The organism is Stenotrophomonas sp. INTA L402-1, from assembly GCF_059295135.1.
In genome coordinates, this window is record NZ_JCAFWP010000001.1 from 310,835 (window position 1) to 334,500 (window position 23,666).

Here is a 23,666-nt window from a genome sequence, read left to right on the forward strand (position 1 = left end):
GTTTCGTTACAGCACCAGGATGGGAACCATCCGGCGCAGGTTGAAGGGAATGTCGGTCAACACCTGATCGCCGTGCTGCAGCCAGCAATGCGCGGCGAACGGCTGGGTTCTGACGGCGAACACCCAGGCCGGAACGATGCCGTAGTTCGACAGGAATCCGCGCATCGCCAGGCAGTAGAGAAAGCACTCATCGGTTTTCCTGAAGGCCAGGGGTCGAAGCCAGTCGAACACCCGCACCCGCAGGGCCAGTTCTTCAGCGCTTACCGGCCGGCTGTGGCCGCGATCCGCCCGACGGCGCACGGCCGACACCGTGGAACTGAAAGGAAGGAACGTTCTGCTGCAGGCGGCATAGGCGCACGAGGCGATGAATCGACGCAGGTCGCGCGCCATGATGGGCGGACGGCCTCGCGGCGCGCCTTCGCGCGCCCAGTACCGAGGCAGCGCAATGGCAGGGCTGGCAGCGGATTTCCCCTGCTGCGGATCCGCGGTGATCAAGCGGCGGTCGATCAAGGCCTGCAGAAGCCTTGGCGTGCTTGCGTCATCGGACTGCAGGGGCCAATCGAGAACGAGCTTGCCAAGGCCTGCGGCGCCGCGTTTTTCAAGGGAAAGATACTTTCCCGTGGCCTGGTCCAGAATCACCATCGCATCGCCGGTGACACAGACGTGGGCGTGCTTTGACAGGAAATACGGGGCGGCAGCCTGCTCCATCATGCGCTCCTGCGCCGGAACCGGAGAAGCGGTGCATGCAGGGCATGCACCGCAGATGCGACATTGCGCGGTAGATCAGGGCGACGTGGTCGGGAACACGCCATCCCACAACGTGCCGTGGTTGTGCGCCTTCGTTTCCGAAACCACCGAGCCCAGCTCGATCAGTTCGCCACCCATGCCCTGATCCTCAGGGTTCTGCTGTCCTGCCACTACACCCAGCTCAATCAGCTCGTTCATGAACATCTCCTATCGTCAGTGGATGTACCCGCGCATTGCGTTGGATCGCGTTGCATTGGATACGGAGCAGCCAAGCCACCATCGCCGCGACATTGCAGGGCGATTGCCGCCAAGGCACCGCAATGTTACGATATAACATATTATTTTGGCGTGACGAATGACGCCAGCGGCCCGTTGTCGATATGACCTACGAGAGGCGAGAGGGATGAGCAGCGAGATCAGAGACGACGGCCTGGATCCCACGCTTCTGCTGAAGGGGATGTTTCCCTTGCCGAAGTTCATCCGTTTCGTACGGGAGCGTTGCCCGCCGGGACGCTTCGACGAGGCTGCGCTGGTGGAGGAATGGCGGACGGCACGTGCCGAGGTGCTGAGGCTGCAGCAGGAGGAAGCCGGTGAGGCCGACGCCATCAATGTCCATGCGTTGCCGGATGAGATGCTGCCGCTGGCTGAGCAGGCGCTGCGGCAACCCTCGATGCACCGCATGACGAGTGTTCTGCCGCGCAGCTGGCAGATGGTCGATATCGATCGACTGGTGATCTTCCAGGAGTGCATCAACCTGCGTCACATCGACCAGTTGGCGGCATCCCTGACCGCCTCGCCCACCGCGCAGGAGGTCATGCAGCTTGTCGCGCGCAGCGGCAGCCATGCACATCCGGAAGTGCGCTTCACCCAGTCCGATGGCAGCTACACCTTCGCGTCCACCTCGAACGACCTGCGCTTCCTCGATGTGGCGACCCTCGATCCGGCTGCCATCACCGACTACGAGCCGTTCGGCGCAGCCAGCCACGCCGTCGTCATCTATCTGGGTTTCAGTGACAACCTGATCAGCGCCACCCGGTTTGGCAAGCGCATGGTGCTGACCAATGGCTCCCATCGCCTGTACCTGCTGCGCCGGCTCGGGTTCCGCCATGCGCCCTGCCTCGTCACCGATGCCTCCGACAGCGACCTCAGCGAGGTTCTGCTGCCGGCGGCGGTCAAGCAGGATCGCGGTTTCTACCTGTCTTCCCCGCGTCCGCCGCTGTTCAAGGATTATGTCGATCCGCGTCTGACCTGCGTGGTACCGGTCACCCGCAAGCACTACGCCCTGCGGGCCAAGCTCGATCTGCAAAGGATCACGGTTCCGGCGTTGTAGATCGCGCCCACGTGGTGATTGCCTGGCCCGGCTGCGGATATGGCCGGATTGGTGAATCACCTGGCGGAACTGTCGAATGACGCCCTTCGGCTTGCCGCCTACGCTACCGGTCCTCGAACAGAGAGGATGCCAACGTGAGCGAGAAAGCACTGGCTGCCGAAGCAGGAAGGACGGATCCACCCATCATCCATGTCCTGATGGGACTGATCTGTGTCTGGCACAGGCGCGAAGCAGTGTCGGCACGCGATGACGAGTAAGCGCCGCCGTACTGCCCGGCGTAGCTCTGAGTCGTAGGTCCGGCGTGGAGATTTCGATTGCGGGGCTGAGCGAGGTTGGGCCCGACTATCCGGACCGTGTCGATCTTCCGGTGATGGTGCTTGGGCTGGACCCCATTCCAGATGCCTGGCAGATGCCCTTCCATGCGCACCGGAAGGCACAGCTGCTGGTTGCCACGCGCGGCTTGATCATGCTGGAGACTGCAGCCGGCCTGTGGGTGGTTCCCCCACAGGGTGCGATCTGGATTCCCGGTGGCCTGTCCCATCGGGCCAGCAGCAGTGGGCGGCCGCACGGGTTCGTGGTGTTCGTGGAACCCGGTGTCGTGCCGGGGCTGCCGACGCACTGCGCTGCAATGGCGATCACCCCGTTCATGCAGGCCCTGCTGGAGCGGGCGTCCGCCCTTCCCGGGCACTACGAGCCCGGCAGCGCACAGGACCGCCTGATGGCCGTGTTCCTGGATGAGCTGATCGCCGCGCCACCGGAGTGGCTCCATCTGCCCATGCCATCCGATGCAAGGTTGCGCCGGCTTGCCAACGCAATGCTGGACACGCCAGCCGAACGGGCAACGCTTGAAGTCTGGGCGAGCCGGATTGGAATGAGCGAGCGCAACATGTCGCGCCTGTTCTCTGGAGAAACCGGTTTAAGCGTAAGGCGCTGGCGCAGGCAGCTGCATGTTGTGGTCGCGCTGCCGCTGCTGGCCAAAGGCAGGACAGTACAGGCCGTTGCGGACCACCTGGGCTATGACAGTGCCGGAGCGTTCGTGACCATGTTCCGCAAGACCGTGGGTGCGCCGCCCAAGCGTTTCCTGGCGGAACGAGGCACTCGGCAGCGGGCTTCGGACGCCGACGATCAGCGGCCGCAGGAGCCACGCTGATGGATGCGGGAGCGCGTGGCTCCCGCACCGGCAAGGATTGCCCTTCCCCTCAGCGCTGGTAGTCCTCCAGGAACAGCCAGGTGATCAGCGTGGCATCCGGCCCCTTCGGGTCGGTGAACGGCAAGCCAGACTGGCTGCCGCTCCACGCGTGGCCCATGCCCTGCACCACATAGTGCTGCACCAGCGTTCTGCCACCGTAGGCGTAGGTATCCACCGTATACGCACGTCCACCCGGCACCTGGCCGTGATAGCTGCTGGTCGGCGCGTACTTCACCGAGTCGTTGTCCAGGCCGTCGTCGGCCAGATCATTGGTCTGCAGGAACTGGCGCACCGCCTGCTGGCCGTTCACCGGATTGACGGTGAGATCGGCGCTGCCATGGAACACCAGCACCGGCAGCGGTCGCGGCGACGGCGATCCCGAGCACTGCCAGGCCAGACGGCCATTGCTGTCCGGCGAATAGATGCTGCCGGCCAGCAACGCATAGGCGCTACCGGAAATCGTGGTCGCACCCTTGAACATGCCACCGGAATGGATGGCGCCGGCAGCGAACACATCCGAATAGCAGGCCAGCATGATCGAGGTCATCGCGCCGCCCGCGGAAATGCCGGTGACATAGACCCGGTGCGGATCCACGCTGTAGCCCGCTTTCACCTTGTCCACGATGCCGGCCAGGATCGATGCTTCGCCACTGTCGCGGGCCTGGTTGATCGGCAGCTGCCAGTTCCAGCAGCGGGCCGGATTGGAGGTGACGTTCTGCCGGGGGTAGACCACGATGAACCCCTCCGTGTCGGCCACATCATTGAAGCCTGACGCCTCGCCCATCAGGTTCGGCCCGGTCACACAGCCATGCAGCACCAGCAGCAGCGGAAGCGGCCGGCTGTCGTCATAGCCGGCCGGCACCCATACCTGGTACTCGCGGGCGCCGAACAGATTGCCGTACAGGCCGATATCCCAATGCCCGGCCGGGCCAGCGGCAAGCGCGCTGCCCGCCATCGCCAGCCAGCTGCACAACACCAGCAGTACCGCCTTGATCGAATCGATTCCGGATTTCATGACCTGATCCTCGTGCGTGAGTCGTGGATGAAGGAGTACCGGGGACCGCTTCCGGCTGGGGGCGCGACCAGTATCCGCATCCACCGGCCGCTGCCGACTGGACCTAGGTCCACTCGCTGCTGGCCGATGACACCGCTAGCCTTGGCTGCAGGGGTGGCAATGGGCCATCCGCACGCTCATGCCTGGGGGAGGACCGAATGAAACGGAATTGTTTGAGTCTCATGATCGGCGCGCTGCTGGCCACGGGGCCGGTACTGGCACAGGAATCACCGACGGCAGGCAGATCCGCTTCGCCGACCAACCTGGACAGCATCAAGGTCACTGCGCGCAAGCGTGAGGAGACCCTGCAGGAGGTGCCGGTTGCCGTCACCGCATTTACCTCCGAGGCGCTGGACAAGATGAATGTCCAGGACATCAGCGACCTCGATGCGCAGGTGCCCAACCTGACCATCTACGCGGCGCGCGGCGCCAGCAGCACGGTCACCGCCTACATCCGTGGCATCGGCCAGTCCGACCCCACCTGGGGCGCGGACCCGGGCGTCGGCATCTACCTGGATGACGTCTACATCGCACGTCCGCAGGGTGCGCTGCTGGATGTGTTCGATGTCTCGCGCATCGAGGTACTGCGCGGCCCGCAGGGCACGCTCTACGGCAAGAACACCATCGGCGGCGCGATCAAGTACATCTCGCGCGGCCTGCCCACCCAGACCGAGGGCTTCGCCCAGATCACCGTGGGCAACTACAGCCAGCTGGATGCGAAGGCGGCCATCGGCGGCCCGATTGGCGGCGCCGACAGTGGCCTGCGCGCCCGCGTGGCGGTGGCCAGCATGAACCACGACGGGTTTGGCGAGAACACCTTCAACGGCCAGCCGGTCAGCGACAAGCAGATCAATGCCGCCCGACTGAACGTCGGCGCGTACGCGGGCGATGACTTCGACGTGCAGTTCGCACTGGACTGGATCGATGACCAGTCCGGCATGCGCGGTTCGAAGATGCTGGCGCCCAATCCGTTCCTGCGCGCATACCCGCCGATGGACAGCCGCTATGACATCCGCTCGGGCATGCGCAACCTCAACAACGTGGAGAGCAAGGGTGCCTCGGCCACGGTGAACTGGCGGCCGAACGAGGACATTGCACTGAAGTACGTGGTCGCCAAGCGTGAATCGGACAGCGAGGCCAACATCGACTTCGATACCGCGCCGGTCAAGCTGGCCGACGTGGGTGGCACCTATCACGACGACCAGGTCAGCAACGAAGTGCAATTGAACTACGATGCCGGCGGCCGGGTGCGCGGTGTGGTCGGCCTGTACCAGTTCAGTGGCGAGGCGGGCGGCCAGATCCAGAACAACTACTTCAGTGCGCAGTTCGCCGACAACCAGGGCAAGGTGTTGACCGACAGCATCGCGCTCTACGCAGACTGGACCTTCGACCTGACCAGCAAACTCAAGCTGGATGTCGGTGCCCGTTACACCGACGAGGACAAGCGCGCGATCGTGCTGAACCGCCTGTACGCCGACCCGGGTTTCAGCCGGCCGGTGGCGGTGACCGCGGACTTCGACAAGAAGACCAACTTCAAGAACGTCTCGCCCAAGGTCTCGCTGGACTACCAGATCACTCCGGACATCATGGTCTACGGCCTGGCCACGCGTGGCTTCAAGTCCGGTGGCTACAACATCCGCGCCAACGCTGTGGCCGTGCCGCGCTCGGCCGAACCGTTCGATGACGAGACCGTGGACAGCTACGAGGTCGGCAGCAAGATGGCCTTCCTCGACCAGCGCCTGTTCCTCAATCTGTCGGCCTTCTACAACAAGTACAAGGACATCCAGTTGTCGGTGTTCACCGGCCTGGATACCAATGGCGACGGTGTCGATGACTCCTTCTTCGGTGATTTCACCAATGCCGGCGCAGGTAAGGTCAAAGGCCTGGAAGTCGAGTACCAGTACCTGCCCAGCCAGCACTGGTTGATTTCCGGCAACCTGGCGTGGCTGGATACCAAGTACGACGAGTACATGGATCGTGGCGTCAACGTGGCCAGGCAGATGAAGTTCACCAATGCACCGGAATTCTCAGGTGCATTCAACGTGGAATACCGCACCGACCTGGCCAACGGCAGCAACCTGTCAGCACGGGTGAGCTACAGCTACCAGAGCGAAGTGTGGCCGACCACTGATCTCAGCCCGGTGATCCGCCAGCAGGGCTACGGCCTGGTCAATGCCGGCGTCATCTGGCGCCTGGATGATGCGTGGACCTTCTCGCTGCAGGGCACCAACCTGGCCGACAAGGAATACCGCACCACCGGCTACAACATCCCGGCGGTCGGCACGCTGATTGGCTTCTATGGTCCGCCACGCCAATATAGCCTCAGCGTCCGTTACGATTTCTAGCGCATCCGTTACGATCTCCAGGAAGCTTCTGCATGACGCAGTCCCACGACGACCTGTACTGGAACAGCAATGATGGGTTGCGGCTGCACGCGCGCGACCATGCACCCGATGCGGGGCAGGCAGCGCGTGGCACGGTGGTCTGCATTCCCGGGCTGACCCGCAATGGCGCCGATTTCGATGCGCTTGCCGATGTGCTCACCGCCGAGGGCTGGCGCGTGATCGCGGTCGACCTGCGCGGTCGCGCAGGGTCGGAACGCGCATATGACCCGTCCAGCTACAACCCGCGTGCCTATGCAGATGACATGGTCGCGCTGCTGCGCTCGCAGAACATCGACAAGGCGGTATTCGTCGGTACCTCGCTGGGCGTGCTGGTGACCATCACCCTCGCCTCGCGCGCGCCCGAGCGGATCGCGGGCGCGGTGCTCAACGATGCCGGCCCCAAGGTACCGCGTGAGGCGCTGGCACGGATCGGCAAGTACGCCGGCAAGCCGGTGCCGCCGATGGACCTGGTGCAGGCCACCGCTTACGTGGAATCCATCGGCAAGGCCGCGTTCCCTCGCTTCAGTACCGACGACTGGCGGCAGATGGCGGTGCGCACCTTCCGCCCGCGCAGCGATGGACTGCTGGAGCTGGATTACGATCCGGCCGTGATCCGAACGACACGTCCGTGGCTGCTGTGGTTGCTGCGGCCGGTGCTGTGGCGTGCGGTTCGTGGGCTGACCGCACGGGTGCCGGTACTGGTGGTGCGCGGTGCGCTGTCCGACATCCTGCCGGTCGATGTCGCGCGGCAGATGGCGGCCACCTCGGAAAGTGCCCGCCTGGTGGAAGTGCCGGATGTGGGACATGCTCCGATGCTGTCCGAGCCAGAGGCACGTGACGCGATCCTGACCTTGCTGGAGCGTGTGGCGTGAGTGCGGAGAGCAACCTGCCTCCCGCGCTGCAGGCGTTGCAGCAGTGGGCGGCCAGCGAGCGGGTGAGTGGCGTGACCCACGTGGACCAGGCGCGCATCGATGCCTTTGCCGACGCCACCGGCGACCACAACTGGATCCACGTCGATCCAGGCCGCGCGCAGATGCAGCTGCCGGGCGGGCAGACCATCGCGCACGGCTTCCTGCTGCTCTCGCTCACCGTGCAGGACGATGTGGCCGCCCTCACCGGCTTCCCCGGCATCGCCCATGTGCTCAACTACGGCCTCAACAAGGTCCGCTTCCTGGCGCCGGTACCCAGCGGGTCCGGGGTGCGGGTACGCTCGCAGCTGCTGTCGCTGGACGCGCGCCAGCCCGGCCAGTGGCTGCTGACCCAGCGCAAGGCCGTCGAGCGGGTTGCCGATGGCGAGCTGGCACTGGTCGCTGAGCAGCTGTCACTGATCGTGGTCGCTCCCTAGCACCACCCTGCCCGGTTCTCTCCCTACACTGGAGCGATGTTGACGCCCTCCATCGTCCTCTTCGCCTGCATTGCATGGACCGCACTGCTGTTTGGCGTGGCGCTGTGGGGTGAGCGCAGGGGGCACCGGCTTTCGAAGGCATGGCCGCTCATCTATGCGCTGTCGCTGGCCGTGCACTGCACCGCGTGGACCTACTACGGCGCGGCCTCGCAGGGACTGCAATGGGGCTTCCCGATTCCACCCACCCTGGCCGGCATGGCGTTGATCTTTGCGTTCGGCCTGCCCTTCCTGCTCCGCCTGGGGCGGCTGGCCAAGCAGCACAACAGTGCCACCATCGCTGATCTGGTCGTCGCACGACTGCGTACCGATCGCGGCCTCGGCTTCACCATCACCCTGGTGGCACTGTTCGGCATCATTCCCTACATCGCCCTGCAGTTGAAGGCTGTCAGTCAGGGCCTGGGCGCGCTGCTGGGCGATCGTTTCGCGCCTGCTGCCGCGCAGCTGGACATGTCGTTCTGGTTCGCGTTGACGATGGCGGCGTTCACCCTGCTGTTCGGTGCACGCAAGGCATCGGCCACCGAGCCCAATCGTGGCATCGTGGTCGCGCTGGGGCTGGAGTCGGTATTGAAGCTGGTGGCGCTGCTCGCCATTGGCCTCTATGCCGCGCTGTCGGTGCGCCAGGCGGGCACGCCGCTGCTGGAAAAGATGGCGCAGCTGCCGCCACCGGCCATCATGCCGGACTATCTCACCATGGTCGCGCTGGGCGCGATCTCCGCGTTTACCCTGCCGCACCAGTTCCATGTCGGCGTGGTCGAGCTGCGCCAGACCTCGGACCTGAAGACGGCACGCTGGTTGTTCCCGGTCTACCTGCTGCTGATCGGGCTGCCGTCGGTGCCGATGGCGCTGGCCGGTGCCGCGCAGCTGCCCGCATCGGTGTCGCCTGACCTGTACGTGCTGGCGCTGCCGCAGGCCGGTGGCCACCACCTGCTGGCCTTGCTGGCCTATCTGGGCAGCCTGAGCGCCGCCACCGGCATGATGATCCTGTCCGGGCTGACCCTGTCGATCATGCTCGGCAACCATGGCTTCGGCTCACGGTTGCTGGACGGCATAGCCGGCGGTGCCGCAGCAGCCGACCTGCGTCCACGCGTGCTGGCCTTCCGCCGTGCCGGCATCCTCGCCGTGTTCCTGATGTCGTGGCTGTACAGCCGGGCGATGAGCGACACCGAGGCACTCAGCGATTTCGGCCTGATGTCCTTCACCGCCCTCTCGCAGCTGGCGCCGGCGGTCCTGCTGGCGGTGTATCGCCCGCGCACGCCCTCTCCGGCCATCATCGCCGGCATCGTGCTGGGGTCGTTGGCCTGGCTGTGGCTGGTGCTGCTGCCGATGGTGATCCCTGCCACGCCGCCAGCCTCGGGCCCCGATGACCTGCACTGGCTGTCCGTGGTCTCGCTGCGCCTGCAGTCGGGCCATATCGCCATCAGCATGGGCGTCAGTCTGGCGGTCAACCTGCTGACGGTTGCGCTGGTGTCGCGCGCGGTGCGTCCCTCGTTGCCGCGACGACGGGATGCGGTGGCGGCAGCCTCGCTGCGCAGGACGGCCGGACGCTTCCTCGGCCAGGAGCGGGCCCGGCAACTGATGGATGGAAATGCCGGGCAGCTGCTGGACGACGACCGGGTCATCACCATCGAACGCGAACTGAGCGCCGTGGTCGGCGCGGGCATGGCGCGCCTGCTGGTGGAGGCCGCTCGCGATGGCGGTGCCGCGCCCTTGGATGCGGTGACCCGTGCTGTGGGCGAAGCCACCCAGGCGCTGCGCTTCAACCAGCGCCTGCTGGAAGCGGCGCTGGAAAACATGAGCCAGGGCATCAGCGTGGTCGACGCGCAGCTGCAGCTGGTGGCCTGGAACAGCCGCTACGCCGCGTTGTTCAAGTTTCCGCCCGAGTTGCTGCAGGTCGGGCAGCCGGTGGTCAATCTGACAGCGTGGGCGCTGGCCGAACTGAAGATCGGCGACGGCCCTGGTGACTCTCGCGACAAGGCCCTGCAGCGTCGCGCCGCACACATGCGGCGTGGCACGCCGCATCTGTCCGAACGGATCTTCCCCGACAACACCATCGTCGAGATCCGTGGCAATCCAATGCCCGGCGGTGGCTACGTGGCGACCTTCACCGACGTCACCGCCTTCCGGCGTGCCGAGGAAGCGCTCAAGCGCAGCAACGAAACCCTCGAGCGCCGCGTGCAGGACCGCACCGCACGGCTGGAACAGGCAGTGCACGAAGCCGAGCGCGCCAACGTTGCCAAGACACGCTTCCTGACGGCGGTCGGCCACGACCTGATCCAGCCACTGCATGCGGCGCAGCTGCTGACCGATGCGATGTCGCAGCACATCGAATCGGAGTTCCTCGACAGTTTCCTGCGCCAGATCCGTGGTGCGCTGGACTCCACCGACGACCTGCTGTCCGGGCTGCTGGATATCTCCCGTCTTGAGGCGGGCGGGCTGGTCGCCGATCCGCGCCCCTTCGCGCTGTCGACCGTCCTCGATCCGCTCGCGCAGGAGTTCGCGGTACTGGCGGCGGCGCGCGGCCTGCAGTTCCGCCATGTGCGGAGCCAGGCCTGGGTCCATAGCGACCCCCTGCTGCTGCGCCGGGTGCTGCAGAACTTCCTGGCCAATGCCATTCGTTACACCCGCCATGGCGGTGTGTTGCTCGGTGTGCGCCGCCAGGGACAGGCGCTGCTGATCGGTGTGCATGACACCGGCCCCGGCATTGCTCCGGAGCAGCAGGCGGTGGTGTTCGAGGAGTTCCACCGGGTCGATCGCAGCAACGGCCAGGGACTGGGCCTGGGCTTGACCATCGCACACCGCATCGCCGACCTGCTGCACGCACCCCTGCACCTGCGCAGCGTGCCCGAGCATGGCTCGGCCTTCTCGATCAGCGTGCAACGCGCAGCACCCCCTGCGACCCCGCGCAGCTCGCCGCCGGCAGCCGGCAGCAGCGCGCTCAAGGGAGTCCGCGTGCTGGTGGTCGACAACGACCCGGACGCATTGGAGGCGATGCGGCAGCTGCTGCTTTCCTGGGGTTGCGATGTCATCGCGGCAGGCAACGCCGATGACATCGGACCCTCAGCGCACGAGGCGGCGCTGTGGCTGTTCGACTATCACCTGGATGATGGCGATACCGGTGTTGCGCTGTGGAAGCGGCTGGTAGGCATGCATGGGCTGCGGCCGACGGTGATCCTCAGTGCGGATGCCGGCAGCGATACGCGCGAGGCGGTGCGCGGCGTTGGGCTGTCCCTGCTCAACAAGCCGTTCAAACCGTTGGCGCTGCGCTGGGCGATCAACCACCTGCTGGCGGCCAGCACCACGCCCTGACCGGTCAGGGCTCAGGCAGTTCTTCGATCTGCCGGGACGGATCGGCCAATCCCATTTCGTGCAGCACGCGGATGGCCTGCGCGCGGTTGCGCACGCCCAGCCGCTCCATGATGCGTGTCATGTGTGCCTTGACCGTGCGCAGCTGTACGCCCAGCCGGTCGGCAATCTGCTTGTTGAGCAGGCCCTCGGCCACCAGCCCCAGTACCTTGTACTGATGTGCCGACAGGCTGGCCAGGCGCGCGGCCAGGTCGGCATCCCTGCTGAACGTCGCCACCCGGGCCACCGGTTCGCGCAGCAGCGCCGGGATCCAGCGCTCGCCCTCCAGCACGGACTGCAGCGCGGACTGCAGCTCGTTCAAACCCGAGCTCTTGGGCAGATAGCCCGCGGCGCCAAGGTCGATGGCACGCCGGATGACCTGCGGCTCCTCGTTGGCGGAGACGATGATGATCGCCAGGCCAGGCTGCAACGCACGGATCGTGGCCAGCCCGGCCAGTCCGTGGTTGCCCGGCATGTGCAGGTCCAGCAGCATCAGATCGATCGACTGGTTCTCGATCACCTCCAGCACGCTGTCCAGCGAATCAGCTTCGCTGATCTGCAGATCGGCGACCGCCTCTTCCGCCGCGCGATGCAGTGCCGCGCGGAACAAGGGGTGATCGTCGGCGATGAGCAGGGTGGGCATGTCCTGGCGAGATTATCAAATCGGGTGCGCGCGCGAACAGGTACCTAGGTACGCTGGTGCAGCAGGAAGGGCTTGCTAGTGTGGTGCGTAGAAGGCCGGCGACCGCAACGCCGCCCACGAGGAAATGCCATGTCATGCGCCCCCACTCCCGATGCCCATGCCTATCCACTGCTGATCAAGCAGCTGCTGCTGATGCCGCTGGCGGTGAGCCCTGAACAGGAAATCGTCTACGGCGACCAGGTCCGATTCGACTACCGCACCCTGCAGGCGCGCATCGGCCAGCTGGCCGGCCTGTTGACCTCGCTGGGAGTCGGCCACGGCGACACGGTGGCGGTGATGGACTGGGACAGCAACCGCTACCTGGAGGCCTACTTCGCCGTGCCGATGATCGGTGCGGTGCTGATGATGGTGAACGTGCGCCTGGCCCCAGAGCAGATCGCCTACACGCTGAACCACAGCGGGGCGCGGGTGATCCTGGCCAACCGCGAGTTCCTGCCGCTGCTGGACGCCATCGACGAGCAGCTGCCGGACCTGCGCACGCGCATCCTGCTGGACGATGCAGGCGGTCCGCTGCCGCCAGGCTTCGCCACCGAGTACGAAGCGGGGTTGCGCGATGCCACGCCGATCGTCCGCTTCCCGGACTTCGACGAGAACGCCCGTGCCACGGTGTTCTACACCACCGGAACCACCGGGTTGCCCAAGGGCGTGTATTTCAGCCACCGGCAGCTGGTGTTGCATTCGCTGGCGGCGATGGCCGCGCTTGGCGGTGCACCCCGTCAAGGCCGCCTGCATCGTGACGATGTCTACATGCCCATGACTCCGATGTTCCATGTTCACGCGTGGGGCCTGCCCTACGTGGCTACGGCGATGGGCATCAGGCAGGTCTATCCGGGGCGCTACCTGCCTGCGAAGCTGCTGGCATTGATCGCGCGTGAGAAGGTGACCTTCTCGCACTGCGTGCCAACCATCCTCCACATGCTGCTGGAGCATCCGGACGCGACGCAGACCGACCTGGAGGGCTGGAAGGTGATCATCGGCGGTGCCGCCCTGCCGCGTGCGCTGGCGCAGCGTGCACTGGCGCGGGGCATCGACATCTTCGGCGGCTATGGCATGTCCGAGACCTGCCCTCTGCTCACCATCGCCCAGATCGACGTGGACAGCGTGACCGATGCCGATGAGGTGCTGTCGCTGCGCACCAAGGCCGGCATACCGGTACCGCTGGTGGACCTGCGCATCGTCGACCCGGACATGAAGGATGTCGCCCACGATGGCATCGCCACCGGAGAGGTCGTCGTGCGCGCACCCTGGCTCACCCAGGGCTACCTGCACAATCCGGATGCATCTGCAGCACTGTGGGCGGGAGGCTATCTGCATACCGGGGACATCGGCAACATCGATGAGTGCGGCTACCTGAGGGTGACCGACCGTATCAAGGATGTGATCAAGACCGGCGGTGAGTGGATCTCCTCGCTCGCCCTGGAGGACATCATCGCCCTGCATCCGGCGGTCAGCGAAGTCGCGGTGATCGGCATCGCCGACACGAAATGGGGCGAGCGGCCATTGCCGCTGGTTGTCAGGCAGCCGGGCAGTGTGGTGACCGAAGCGGAGATCATCGAACTGGTCGCTGCGCGAAGCCGCTCCGGGGACATCTCGCGGTATGCGATTCCGGAACGGGTCAGTTTCGTGGAATCGATCGAGCGGACCAGCGTGGGCAAGATCAACAAGAAGAAGCTGCGTGGGTTGCATGACCCAGCGACTGGCTCGGGCCGTGGGTGATCTCCGCCCGATTGCCGAGGTCAATGCTCGCGCGCCAAGGTATGAAGCGGCGCCCCGGGACGATGATCTCCCGGGGCACCACTGCTCTGCAGCAGACCTGGTTCAGTTCTGCCAGGACCGGTCACTCTCAGTCGATGCAGGGTCCCTTCGCAGCGATCTCCGTGCCGGATCCCTTCGCACCGATGCTGGCGGGGCCCTGGCATGCATCAAAGCTGTACTTGATCAGCTTCCACGACCCACTCGACCATCGGTATGTCCACGACTCGGAAGCACCGCTCGGCAAGGTATTGGAGATCGAGATGACCTCGCCCTCCACACCGCGTGCAGGCAATGGAACAGGCGGGCCCGCCGCACCGGCCGGCTTCAGGCTGCCAGCAGACTGATAGCTGTGCGAGATGGCCAGTTCGCCCGTCTGCAACGCCGGCGCGTAGGCGGGCGAATTCCGTTTGATCCAATCGACGATGTAGCCGGCTTCCAGCGAATCCGACGCGTACGTGGCCTTCGCAACTACAGTGGCGGTCGCGGTGCCCGCGATCGGTCCTGCATTGACGCTTCCACCGGGGACTCCACTCAGTGCCAGCACCAATGGCAGCGCCGCGCCCAACAGCGAGAACTTCATACCCTGCTCCTTGTGTGTATGCAGCTTTCTCAACGGGCCGTCTATGACCCGCGGGCAGTGTAGGCATTGCGGACAGGCTGGGCATCGGTGCAGTCATGCCCATTTCTCATATCCATCAGGCTTCGAGCGCGAGCTGCCCTGCTGAAGGTCGCAGCGCCGATTGTGTTGAACGCGGCGCTTAGATCCGCGTCGTTGCCATGAACCGTTCGCGGTCCTGCTGCGTGCGGCGGCGGATCTCCTCCAGCGCCTGGCTTTCGGTCGCCTGCAGCATGGCTTCGAACAGGCGCTGGAAGTGAAGGCGCATCGCATTGCGCGCGGCCACCGGATCACGCGCGCGCAGGGCTTCGAAGATCGCCATGTGCTCGTCCGCACGGCTGGCGCCATCATCATGGCAGACCCGGGCATAGACCTCGGTCACCCGAGGCAGTTCGCTGCGCATGCGCCAGATCTGCTGCACGAAGAATTCCACCACCGGGTTGCCGGAAAGCCGTGCGATGGCCAGGTGGAAACGGCGGTCGTACTCGCCGGCTTCCGCGTCACTCAGGTCGCGACGGCACAGCGCTTCGGCCAACGCCTGCAGCTCGGCAATGCCGGCATCATCCAGATTGCTTGCAGCCAGAGCGGCGGCCTCGGCCTCGAATACCGCGCGGGCGGCGGTGAGGTCGAAGGCGCTGACATCCGGCAGCCCGCCGGACGCCTGCGTCGGGCGCGGTTTCACATGCACGCCCGAGCCGATGCGGATGGCGATCCAGCCCTGCGCTTCCAGTGCGATCTCGGCTTCGCGGATGGTGACCCGGCTGACACCGAACCGTTCGGCCAGCTCACGCTCGCCCGGCAGCCGCGAGCCCGGCGGAAATTCGCCGTCCTCGATCAGCTTGCGGAGCTTGGCAGCGATGGTCTGGTAAAGGCGGTTGGCGGACATGCGGCTGACCCTTGGCGATTCCTTCCGGGTCCCTGCCCTGCCACCGCGGCCGGCAAGGGTCCGGTTGGAGCGACGGCGCGACCACTGGCCGCGCCGCCCTGTTCAGAACTTGTATCGTACACCGAAATACGCACGCCGCCCGTAGGTCACCACTTCGCGGAAGTTCCCATAAAGCGGCTGGTAGGCCACGCGCGGCTCGTTGGTCAGGTTCATCAGCTCCAGCGACAGCGACAACTGCTTGTTCACCCGGTAGCGCAGGCGCAGGTCCACGCTGGTGTTGTCATCGTAGTAGCGGTTCTGCTGCGCGGTGTTGCCGGTGAAGTCCTGGTAGTAGTGCGAGCGGAACTTGCCGATGGCCTGGATGTTGAAGCGCCCGACGTCCCAGTAGATCGAGCCGGACAGCACGTGCCGCGAGAAACCACTCAGGCCAGCCGGTGGCACGATGGCCGGAATGATCGTGCCATCGCTGGCCAGCTGCTCGCCCAGTCGCGAGTCCTGGGTCTGATAGTCGGCATCGGCGTAGTTGTAGCTCAGCTTGAAACCCAGCCCGTCGAACGGCTTGGGCAGGTACGACAGTCGATGGGTGGCGGTCAGCTCGAAGCCGGTCAGCGTGCTGTTCTCGTCGGTGGTTACCTGCTGCCGCACCGGCACGGTCACGCTCTGGCCGTCGATGGTGTAGGTCTCCGGCACCAGCGCAGTGGCGGTGCCGCCGTTGAACTGCTTCCAGTACACCGCGCCGGCCAGCATCGTGTCCGGGTTCGGGTACCACTCCAGGGAAAGGTCGCCGTTCCAGGACATCAGCGGCTGCGCGGCGGGGTTGCCGCTGGCGCTGATGTCATCCAGCGCGTCGGCCAGGTTGCCGTAGGTGGCATCACTGCTCACGTTGATGGTGCGCCCGGCACCCAGCGCGGCAATGTCCGGCCGTGACATCGCGCGATATGCACCGACCCGCAGCAACACGTCCGGGCGCAGCTCGAAGGCCGCGTTGAGGCTGGGCAGCAGCTTGTCGTTGCCCGCCTTGAACACCTGCGTGCTGTACTCGCCGGTGGGTTGCAGGCGGATCGTCCCGTCACCGTTGTCCTCGATGCGCAGCCCGGTACGCACGCCTTCAGAACGAACATCGGTCTTGACCCAGCGCAGGCCGAGGTTGCCGGTCACCGGCAAGCCGAACAGGGTGCTGCTGAACTCACCCATCAGATAGAGCGCGCGTGTCTTCTCGGTGATATCGACATTGTTCGGATCCTGGAAACCCGGATCCAGCCCGCTGTCGAGGCTGCCGCGGAACGACTGGTACAGGCAGTTCGGATCGAAGTACGCCCACGAGGAGATCGTGTTTCCGCTGGCGGCATCCATGAAGTCATCCTGCGGGAAGGGTGCACGGCAGGCCTGGTTGGCGGCGATGATCTTCGCTTTGTCGGCCGCCACGCGCTGGTCGTAGTCGGTTACCAGGGTGTTGTCGCGCAGGCGGTAGTCGACCTGGCTGGCGCGCACGCCGCCCTTGATGCGGGTGAAGAAACCGGACTCCGGCATGAAGCTGGCATCGAAGCGGCCGGCCTTGATCCTGTGGTCATTCTCGGTGGCGCTGGAGGTCACCCGCGCCGCCCCCGTATAGGCGTCCCAGTTGTTGGGGTCGAAGTTCGGCGCCAGGGCAACACTGGGCACTTCGCCGTGCCAGTCCCAGTCATAGTCCACGTAGCCGGTGGCACCACTGCTGATACCGGGCACGACGGCATTGTTGACGTCGCGCTGGTTGGCGCGCAGGCGCGTCATGCGCTCGCTGTCGAGGCGATTGGTGTGCGAGTAGGAAAGATCGGTAGACAGCTCCCAGGCCGGGGTCGGGCGCAGGATCAGGTTCAGGCCACCCCCGGTGTATTCCTCGCCACGCCAGTAGCGGTTGGAGGTGGAATCAATCGAGGTGCTGCCGTGCAGGTGGCGCACGATACCGTCTTCGTCAACCTCGCGCTGGGTGATGCCGCGTCGTGCGTTGGACAGGCTCAGATCGCTGCGGTTCTCATACCAGTTGCGCTCGGTGTGCTCGAAGTCGACATTCAGCTCGACCACGTCATTGGGCCGCCACTGCAGCGCGGCGAACTCGCTCTGCCGGTCGTTGCGCTCCTGCTTGAGCCGGTAGATGCGGCTGCTCGGCACCAGGTAGTACGGCGCGCCGTTGGCGATGGCCTGCGCGGACACTTCGTTGCAGTTGGCATTGCCCACGTTCTGCGTGCCATCGCAGGCATACCAGGTGGAACCGCTGGTAATGCTCTCTTCCGGATCGGTGCCATCCAGGCGCTGGAAGCCCAGCGAAATGCCAAGCTTCTGCCCGTTGCCGAACTCGAACTGATCGATGTAGCTGGCGGTGCCGCGATAGCCGATGCCGTCCTTGTCACGGTACTTGCTGTCGTACTCCGCCCAGCTGCCGCGCAGGTCCAGCTGCGCTGCACGCTTGCCGTACTCCAGTGGGCGCACTGTTTCCAGGCCGATGGTGCCGGCCACGCCGCCTTCGATGATGTCGGCGCGCTGGGTCTTGTAGATGGCCACCGTGTTGATCAGCTCGGCCGGGAACATGTTGAAGTTCACCGAGCGGTCGCCGCTGCCGTTGGTGATCTCGCGGCCATTGAAGTTGGTGCTGCTGAGGAAGGCGCCCAGGCCCCGGATGGAGATCTCCGAGGCGCCGGTCTTGTCGCGGGTCGAGGCGGCGCCGGTCAAGGTCTCGATCGCATCAGCCAGCGACGGTGCCGGCAGGTCGCCGATGTCATCGGCCGAGAGCACGTCGGCGATGACCGTGTCGTCGCGCTTCTTGTTGATCGAACTCTGCATTGATTCGCGGATGCCGGTGACCTGCACCTGGTCCAGCGTGGTGGGATCCTGCCCTGACGCGTCCTTGCTGGACTGCGCTTGGGCCGCGGGCATGCCCGCCAGCACGGCAAGCAGCGCCACGATCAGGGGTGTGGGGGACAACGAGATGCTGTGCACTGCTCCGGCGGGTCGCCGCATGGTTTCCTCCTCCCAAAGGATCGCCTGCATGCCAGGCGTGGGACGCAGCTTCGGCACGGTGACATGAAAATGTCAACCAATTGGTATGCGAATGTTCAAATGCCTTTCATCCATACCAGTTGAGTGCAATTTAATGTGCTCATGCAGCATGACTTTGCGCGAAAGCTGGCTTACAACGGACCCGGAAGTGGTATGCAGACCCACCCTGAAACGACGGCCCGGCCGTCTATGGAAGGATTTCATGCTCATTCGTCCGCTTGCTCGACATCCGCTCAACAATCCATCACTGTTTTGCCTGACCACTGGTCTGGCAATGTGCCTGACCACTTCAGCGGCAAGTGCAGCCAGCTGGCTCGTCCACGATGTCGCTGAGTTCACTACCGCCGCCTCGGCGCTGCAGCCCGGCGATGAGATCGTGTTGGCTGACGGCACCTGGACCGACGCGCGGTTGCTGCTGAAAGGCCAGGGCACGGCAGCCGCGCCGATCGTGTTGCGCGCGCAGACCGCCGGCAAGGTCGTCCTCAGCGGACGTTCGGACCTGCGCCTGGCGGGCAGCTACCTGCAGGTGTCCAACCTGGTGTTCCGCAACGGCTATACGCCGGGTGATGCGGTGGTGGCGTTCCGCGAATCCAGCAAGGCGGTGGCCCGCCACAGCCGGGTGACCGGCCTGGTGATCGATGACTACACCAACCCCGATGCCAGCGACCAGGACTACTGGGTATCGCTGTATGGCAGCAACAACCGGTTGGATCACAGCCAGCTGCGCGGCAAGACCAACGCCGGGCCCACGGTAGTGGTGGTGCGCGATGCCACCCAGGGCCTGGACAACCAGCACCGCATCGACCACAACTGGTTCGGACCGCGCCCGGCGCTGGGCGTCAACGGCGGCGAAACCCTCCGCGTCGGCACCAGCGACACTTCGTTGAGCGATTCCAACAGTACGGTGGAGAACAACTGGTTCGAAGGCTGCGACGGCGAGACCGAGATCATCAGCAACAAGTCCGGCGGCAATACCTACCGCGGCAACGTGTTCTACCGTTCGGCCGGCGCGCTCACGCTACGCCATGGCAACGGTAACCGGGTGATCGACAACGTGTTCCTGGGCGACGACAAGACCGGCACCGGCGGCGTGCGCATCATCAATGCCGACCAGACCGTCAGCAACAATTACTTCGAACGACTGGCCGGCTCCAGCAACCGTTCCGCGCTGGCGGTGATGGACGCGCAGGCCGATCCGCCGCTGTCCGGCTATGCGCCGGTGGTGAATGCCACGATCAGCCGCAATACTTTCGTGGACGTGGCGAAGATCAGTTTCGGCGTCGGCCATGATGAGGCCAAGGGCATCGTGGTCGCCGCCAGCAACAGCCGCTTCAGCGCCAACCTGATCGTCAACCGCAGCAGCAGGAACCCGCCGAATGCCGCCAGTTCGCTGGCCGGCATCGACTTCAGTGGCAACGTGCAGTCACCGGCAGCCAGCACCGTATTCCCGGGCGGCGTAGAGGGGCGTGGCGTCAGCCTGCAGCAGGCTGCCAGCGGATTGTGGGTGGCCGCGCCCGCCCTGCCCGCCGTGGGCGCCGATCCTGCCCTGGCGATGACCGCGCGCGAGGCGACCGGCGTCGACTGGTATCCCAAGGTGGGCGAAGTTGCCCTGTCACGCACCCGCAATGGAGTTGATCGATGAGGTTGCAGCCGCTGTTCGTCTCCCTGGCCCTGGCCACCCCCTTTGCCCTGCTGCCGGCCGCGCCGCTGTTCGCAGCCCCCGCTGCCGCAGCGAGGCAGGCCGACACCGCGCCGGTGCTGGTGACCGCAGCGCAGTGGCAGCGGATGGCCAGCGAAGGCGGCCGCTACCCGTGGTTCGCCAAGGAACAGGCGCGCACGGAAAAATCGCTGAAGAAGATGATGAAGGCCGGCATCGACGTGCCGGTACCGAAGGACAAGGGCGGCGGCCGCACCCATGAACAGCACAAGCGCAACTACCAGGCCCTGATGGCGGCCGGCACCCTGTACCGGCTGACCGGCGACAAGGTCTATGTCGACTACGCGCGCGACATGCTGCTGCAGTACGCCAGGCTCTACCCCACCCTGGGCCCGCACCCCGAAGGCCGCGGACAGATTCCAGGCCGCGTGTTCTGGCAGGTGCTCAACGATTCGGTGTGGCTGGTCAACGCCATCCAGGGCTACGACGCGATCCGCGACGCGCTGTCCGCCGAGGACCGCGACACCATCGAATCGAAGGTGTTCCGGCCGATGGCTGAGTTCCTCGTCAGCGAGCCGAAGAACTACGACCAGATCCACAACCATGCCACCTGGGCGGTGGCCGCCACTGGCATGACCGGCTACGTGCTGCGCGACCCTGAGCTGGTGGAGAAATCGTTGCGCGGCAGCCAGAAGAACGATCAGTTCGGCTTCCTTCGCCAGATCGATCTGCTGTTCTCGCCCGATGGCTATTACGAGGAAGGCCCGTACTACCAGCGCTACGCACTGGCACCGTTCCTGCTGTTCGCCAACGCCATCGAACGCAACGAGCCGCAGCGCAGGATCTTCGCGCGCCGCGACGGCGTGCTGCTGAAGGCGGTGGATGTGCTGGTGCAGTCCAGCTATGACGGCCTGTTCTTCCCGATCAACGATGCCATCCTGGACAAGGGCATCGATACCGAGGAACTGGTGGCCGGTATCGGCATCGCCTATGCGCGCACCGGTGACGACCGCCTGTTGTCGGTGGCCCAGCAGCAGAAACGGCTGCTGTTGTCCCCCGAGGGACTACAGGTGGCGCAGGCACTGGCCGCCAACAAGGCCAAGCCCTTCGATTACCGTCCGATGCTGCTGCGCGATGGCCCGGACGGCGACCGCGGTGGCCTGGCGATCCTGCGCATGAACGGCGAACGCGGCCAGGCGCTGGTGCAGAAGGACACGATGCAGGGCATGGGCCATGGCCACTTCGACAAACTCAACTGGCTGTTCTACGACAACGGCAATCCGGTGGTGACCGACTACGGCGCTGCCCGCTTCCTCAACGTGGAAGCCAAGCGGGGTGGCATCTACCTGGCCGAGAACCGCAGCTGGGCCAAACAGACCGTGGCCCACAACACTCTGGTGGTGGACGAACAGAGCCACTTCAAGGGCGACTGGAAGCGCGGCGAGGAGCGTGCCCCGCAGGTGCGCTTCTTCCAGGCCGATGCCGATACCCAGGTTGCCTCGGCGACCATGCGCGATGCCTACCCCGGCGTGGTGTTCACCCGCACCCAGGCGCTGCTGCGCCACCCCGACCTGGGCCTGCCGGTGGTGCTGGACCTGCTGCAGGTGCACGGTGACAAGGCCGCGCGCTACGACCTGCCGCTGCACTTCAACGGCCACATCGTCACCACCGGCTTCGAGGCAGAACACTTCCCTGCCCAGCGCCCGGTGCTGGGCAAGGACAACGGCTACCAGCACCTGTGGCTGGATGCACGCAGCTCGCCCGGCAGCGAACCGCGCTCGCTGGCGTGGCTGCTGGATGGGCGCTTCTACACCTACCGCTTCGGCAGCAGTGCGCCTGCGCAGGCGCTGCTGGTGGAAAGCGGTGCCAACGATCCGGAATTCAACCTGCGCCGTGAACCGGCCCTGCTGCAACGCGTGGACGGCCAGAAGGACGTCACGTTCTTCAGCGTGCTGGAGCCGCATGGCGAGTACAACGGCACCGCCGAGTACGTGCACGGTGCGGACAGCCGCATCAAGGACATCGTGCGCAGCCGGGGCAGCGATGCAGAGGTGATCGAACTGCGCCTGGCCAGCGGTGCACGCATCGCCCTCGGCGTGGCCGACGACAGCAGCGCCAAGGGTGAACACAGCGTGACCGTGGACGGCCATGCCTACCGCTGGAGCGGCAGCCATGCACGCATGGACCGCAGCAAGGGTGACGGAAAATGAACGGCCCTGCCGTGGTTGCCAACCTGCGCAAGGTGCCGGTGCGTTCAGCAGTGCGCTGGTTGATCGTGGGCCTGATCGCCGTCGCTACGGTCATCAACTACATCGACCGCAATGCACTGGCGGTGATGTGGCCGGAAATTGCCAGGGAAGTAGGCGCGACCAAGGACGACTATGCCCTGCTGGTAACGGTGTTCATGCTGTTCTACGCCGCCGGCCAGTTCCTGTTCGGGCGCCTGTTCGACATGATCGGCACGCGCCTGGGGTTCGCCCTGTCGATCAGCGTGTGGTCGATCTCGATCGCGCTGCACTCGATCACCCATTCGATGCTCTCCTTCAGCCTGGTAAGGGCGATGCTCGGCATCAGCGAAGCGGGTGCGTGGCCCGGCGCGGTCAAAGCCAATGCCGAGTGGTTCCCTGCGCGCGAACGCGCGTTGGCGCAGGGCGTGTTCAACGCGGGTGCGTCGATCGGCGCGATCGTCTCCGCACCCGCCATCGCCGGCCTCTATCTGTGGCTGGGCTGGCGCGGCACCTTCGTGCTGGTCGGTGCGATCGGCTTCCTGTGGCTGCTGCCGTGGCTGTTTGTCTACCGCGCCGGGCCGGACAAGCATCCGTGGGTGAGCGATGCCGAGCGCCGGCTGATCCAGGAAGACCAGGCCGGGCAACAGACAGAGGTTGCGCCGAAGGCCAGCGTGCGCGAGCTGCTGGCCCATCGCCAGAGCTGGGGCATGCTCGCCTGCCGCTTCCTGCTGGATCCTATCTGGTGGCTTTTCGTGTCCTGGCTGCCGATCTATCTCGCTGAAACCTTCGGCTTCGACATCAAGCAGATCGGCCTGTTCGCCTGGGTACCCTTCGTCGGCGCGATGCTGGGCAGCCTCAGTGGCGGCTGGCTGTCGGGTCGCATGATCCGCGCCGGACACAGCGTGGACCGCGCCCGCAAGCTGGCCATCACCCTGGGGTGCGTGATCATGGCCCCTGCCCTGCTGGGTGCTGTGCTGGCCAACCAGCCGCTGCTGGCAGTGCTGGCGATCGCTGCGGTGCTGTTCGGCTTCCAGGTAGCCATCGGCAACATCCAGACCCTGCCCGGCGACCTGTTCGACGGCCGTTCGGTGGGCACGCTGGCAGGCCTGGGCGGCCTGGCGGCCGTCGCAGGCACCTTGATCACCACCTGGCTGGTGCCGGTGCTGACCCGTCACTCCTACGCCCCGATCTTCATCCTCGTTGCCGCGCTGGTGCCGCTGTCTCTGGCTGCGCTGTGGTGGTGGACCGGACCTATCCAGAAGCTCGACCGTCGCGGCGGCTGAGCCTGGGTCTCCTTCTTTTCCAAGTACATCCATTCCCCCGCAAACCAAGGAGTT

Annotated in this window: 17 protein-coding genes; 10 read left to right on the top strand and 7 right to left on the bottom strand. The window is 65.5% G+C overall.

All coding sequences use genetic code 11. The features are described from left to right. Window positions 1–6: 6 nt before the first annotated feature. A complete protein-coding gene (locus AC5O77_RS01405) occupies window positions 7–708 on the bottom strand; it encodes a lasso peptide biosynthesis B2 protein (RefSeq protein WP_329892924.1) in 702 nt (233 codons plus the stop codon). A gap of 75 nt (window positions 709–783) precedes the next feature. Beyond that, window positions 784–945: a hypothetical protein gene (locus AC5O77_RS01410; RefSeq protein WP_162292259.1), complete on the bottom strand. Its 162-nt coding sequence runs from the start codon at window positions 943–945 to the stop codon at window positions 784–786. A 205-nt stretch (window positions 946–1,150) separates the two neighbouring features. Here AC5O77_RS01410 and AC5O77_RS01415 point away from each other — a divergent pair, with 205 nt between their 5' ends. After that, complete coding sequence (locus AC5O77_RS01415; RefSeq protein ID WP_494506364.1) at window positions 1,151–2,077, top strand: hypothetical protein; 927 nt, start codon at window positions 1,151–1,153, stop codon at window positions 2,075–2,077. A gap of 370 nt (window positions 2,078–2,447) precedes the next feature. Further along, window positions 2,448–3,227 (top strand): AraC family transcriptional regulator, encoded by a 780-nt coding sequence (locus AC5O77_RS01420; RefSeq protein ID WP_258015732.1) that lies wholly within the window; start codon window positions 2,448–2,450, stop codon window positions 3,225–3,227. A gap of 49 nt (window positions 3,228–3,276) precedes the next feature. Here the strand turns inward: AC5O77_RS01420 and AC5O77_RS01425 are convergent, their stop codons facing one another. Then, window positions 3,277–4,281, bottom strand: coding sequence for an extracellular catalytic domain type 1 short-chain-length polyhydroxyalkanoate depolymerase (locus AC5O77_RS01425; RefSeq protein WP_478057389.1), 1,005 nt, complete (start codon window positions 4,279–4,281; stop codon window positions 3,277–3,279). 221 nt (window positions 4,282–4,502) lie between these two features. Here AC5O77_RS01425 and AC5O77_RS01430 point away from each other — a divergent pair, with 221 nt between their 5' ends. Genes AC5O77_RS01430 through AC5O77_RS01445 form a run of 4 tightly spaced genes read left to right on the top strand, consistent with a single transcriptional unit; the run spans window position 4,503 to window position 11,415 of the window. Beyond that, the gene (locus tag AC5O77_RS01430) at window positions 4,503–6,665 is read left to right on the top strand and encodes a TonB-dependent receptor (RefSeq protein WP_478057452.1); all 2,163 of its coding nucleotides are present in this window, start codon (window positions 4,503–4,505) and stop codon (window positions 6,663–6,665) included. 32 nt (window positions 6,666–6,697) lie between these two features. Continuing rightward, window positions 6,698–7,576: an alpha/beta fold hydrolase gene (locus AC5O77_RS01435; protein ID WP_478057390.1), complete on the top strand. Its 879-nt coding sequence runs from the start codon at window positions 6,698–6,700 to the stop codon at window positions 7,574–7,576. Continuing rightward, window positions 7,573–8,049, top strand: a complete 477-nt coding sequence (locus AC5O77_RS01440) for a MaoC family dehydratase (protein ID WP_478057391.1) — start codon at window positions 7,573–7,575, stop codon at window positions 8,047–8,049. The genes AC5O77_RS01435 and AC5O77_RS01440 overlap by 4 nt, the downstream gene beginning before the upstream one ends. Before the next feature lie 36 nt (window positions 8,050–8,085). Next, window positions 8,086–11,415, top strand: coding sequence for a hybrid sensor histidine kinase/response regulator (locus AC5O77_RS01445; RefSeq protein ID WP_478057392.1), 3,330 nt, complete (start codon window positions 8,086–8,088; stop codon window positions 11,413–11,415). Window positions 11,416–11,419: 4 nt separating this feature from the next. Here the strand turns inward: AC5O77_RS01445 and AC5O77_RS01450 are convergent, their stop codons facing one another. Next, window positions 11,420–12,094: a response regulator transcription factor gene (locus AC5O77_RS01450; protein ID WP_032127250.1), complete on the bottom strand. Its 675-nt coding sequence runs from the start codon at window positions 12,092–12,094 to the stop codon at window positions 11,420–11,422. Window positions 12,095–12,223: 129 nt separating this feature from the next. Between AC5O77_RS01450 and AC5O77_RS01455 the strand changes: the two genes are divergently transcribed. Next, a complete protein-coding gene (locus AC5O77_RS01455) occupies window positions 12,224–13,870 on the top strand; it encodes a fatty acid--CoA ligase (protein WP_478057393.1) in 1,647 nt (548 codons plus the stop codon). Between the two features lie 127 nt (window positions 13,871–13,997). On the opposite strand, the gene AC5O77_RS01460 is transcribed toward AC5O77_RS01455, so the two are convergent. The 3 genes from AC5O77_RS01460 to AC5O77_RS01470 all read right to left on the bottom strand — a co-directional run bounded on the left by AC5O77_RS01460 (window position 13,998) and on the right by AC5O77_RS01470 (window position 18,405). After that, entirely contained in the window at window positions 13,998–14,489 is a 492-nt protein-coding gene (locus tag AC5O77_RS01460) for a hypothetical protein (protein ID WP_478057394.1), read from the bottom strand. Between the two features lie 178 nt (window positions 14,490–14,667). Further along, complete coding sequence (locus AC5O77_RS01465) at window positions 14,668–15,411, bottom strand: FadR/GntR family transcriptional regulator (RefSeq protein ID WP_049401514.1); 744 nt, start codon at window positions 15,409–15,411, stop codon at window positions 14,668–14,670. A gap of 102 nt (window positions 15,412–15,513) precedes the next feature. Beyond that, window positions 15,514–18,405, bottom strand: a complete 2,892-nt coding sequence (locus AC5O77_RS01470; RefSeq protein ID WP_478057395.1) for a TonB-dependent receptor — start codon at window positions 18,403–18,405, stop codon at window positions 15,514–15,516. Between the two features lie 241 nt (window positions 18,406–18,646). Here AC5O77_RS01470 and AC5O77_RS01475 point away from each other — a divergent pair, with 241 nt between their 5' ends. Genes AC5O77_RS01475 through AC5O77_RS01485 form a run of 3 tightly spaced genes read left to right on the top strand, consistent with a single transcriptional unit; the run spans window position 18,647 to window position 23,612 of the window. Beyond that, window positions 18,647–20,086, top strand: coding sequence for a polysaccharide lyase 6 family protein (locus tag AC5O77_RS01475; protein WP_478057396.1), 1,440 nt, complete (start codon window positions 18,647–18,649; stop codon window positions 20,084–20,086). Beyond that, a complete protein-coding gene (locus AC5O77_RS01480) occupies window positions 20,083–22,311 on the top strand; it encodes an oligoalginate lyase (protein ID WP_478057397.1) in 2,229 nt (742 codons plus the stop codon). Before AC5O77_RS01475 ends, AC5O77_RS01480 begins: the two co-directional genes overlap by 4 nt. After that, on the top strand, window positions 22,308–23,612 hold the full coding sequence (locus AC5O77_RS01485) for an MFS transporter (protein WP_478057398.1): 1,305 nt from the start codon (window positions 22,308–22,310) through the stop codon (window positions 23,610–23,612). Before AC5O77_RS01480 ends, AC5O77_RS01485 begins: the two co-directional genes overlap by 4 nt. Window positions 23,613–23,666: the final 54 nt, after the last annotated feature.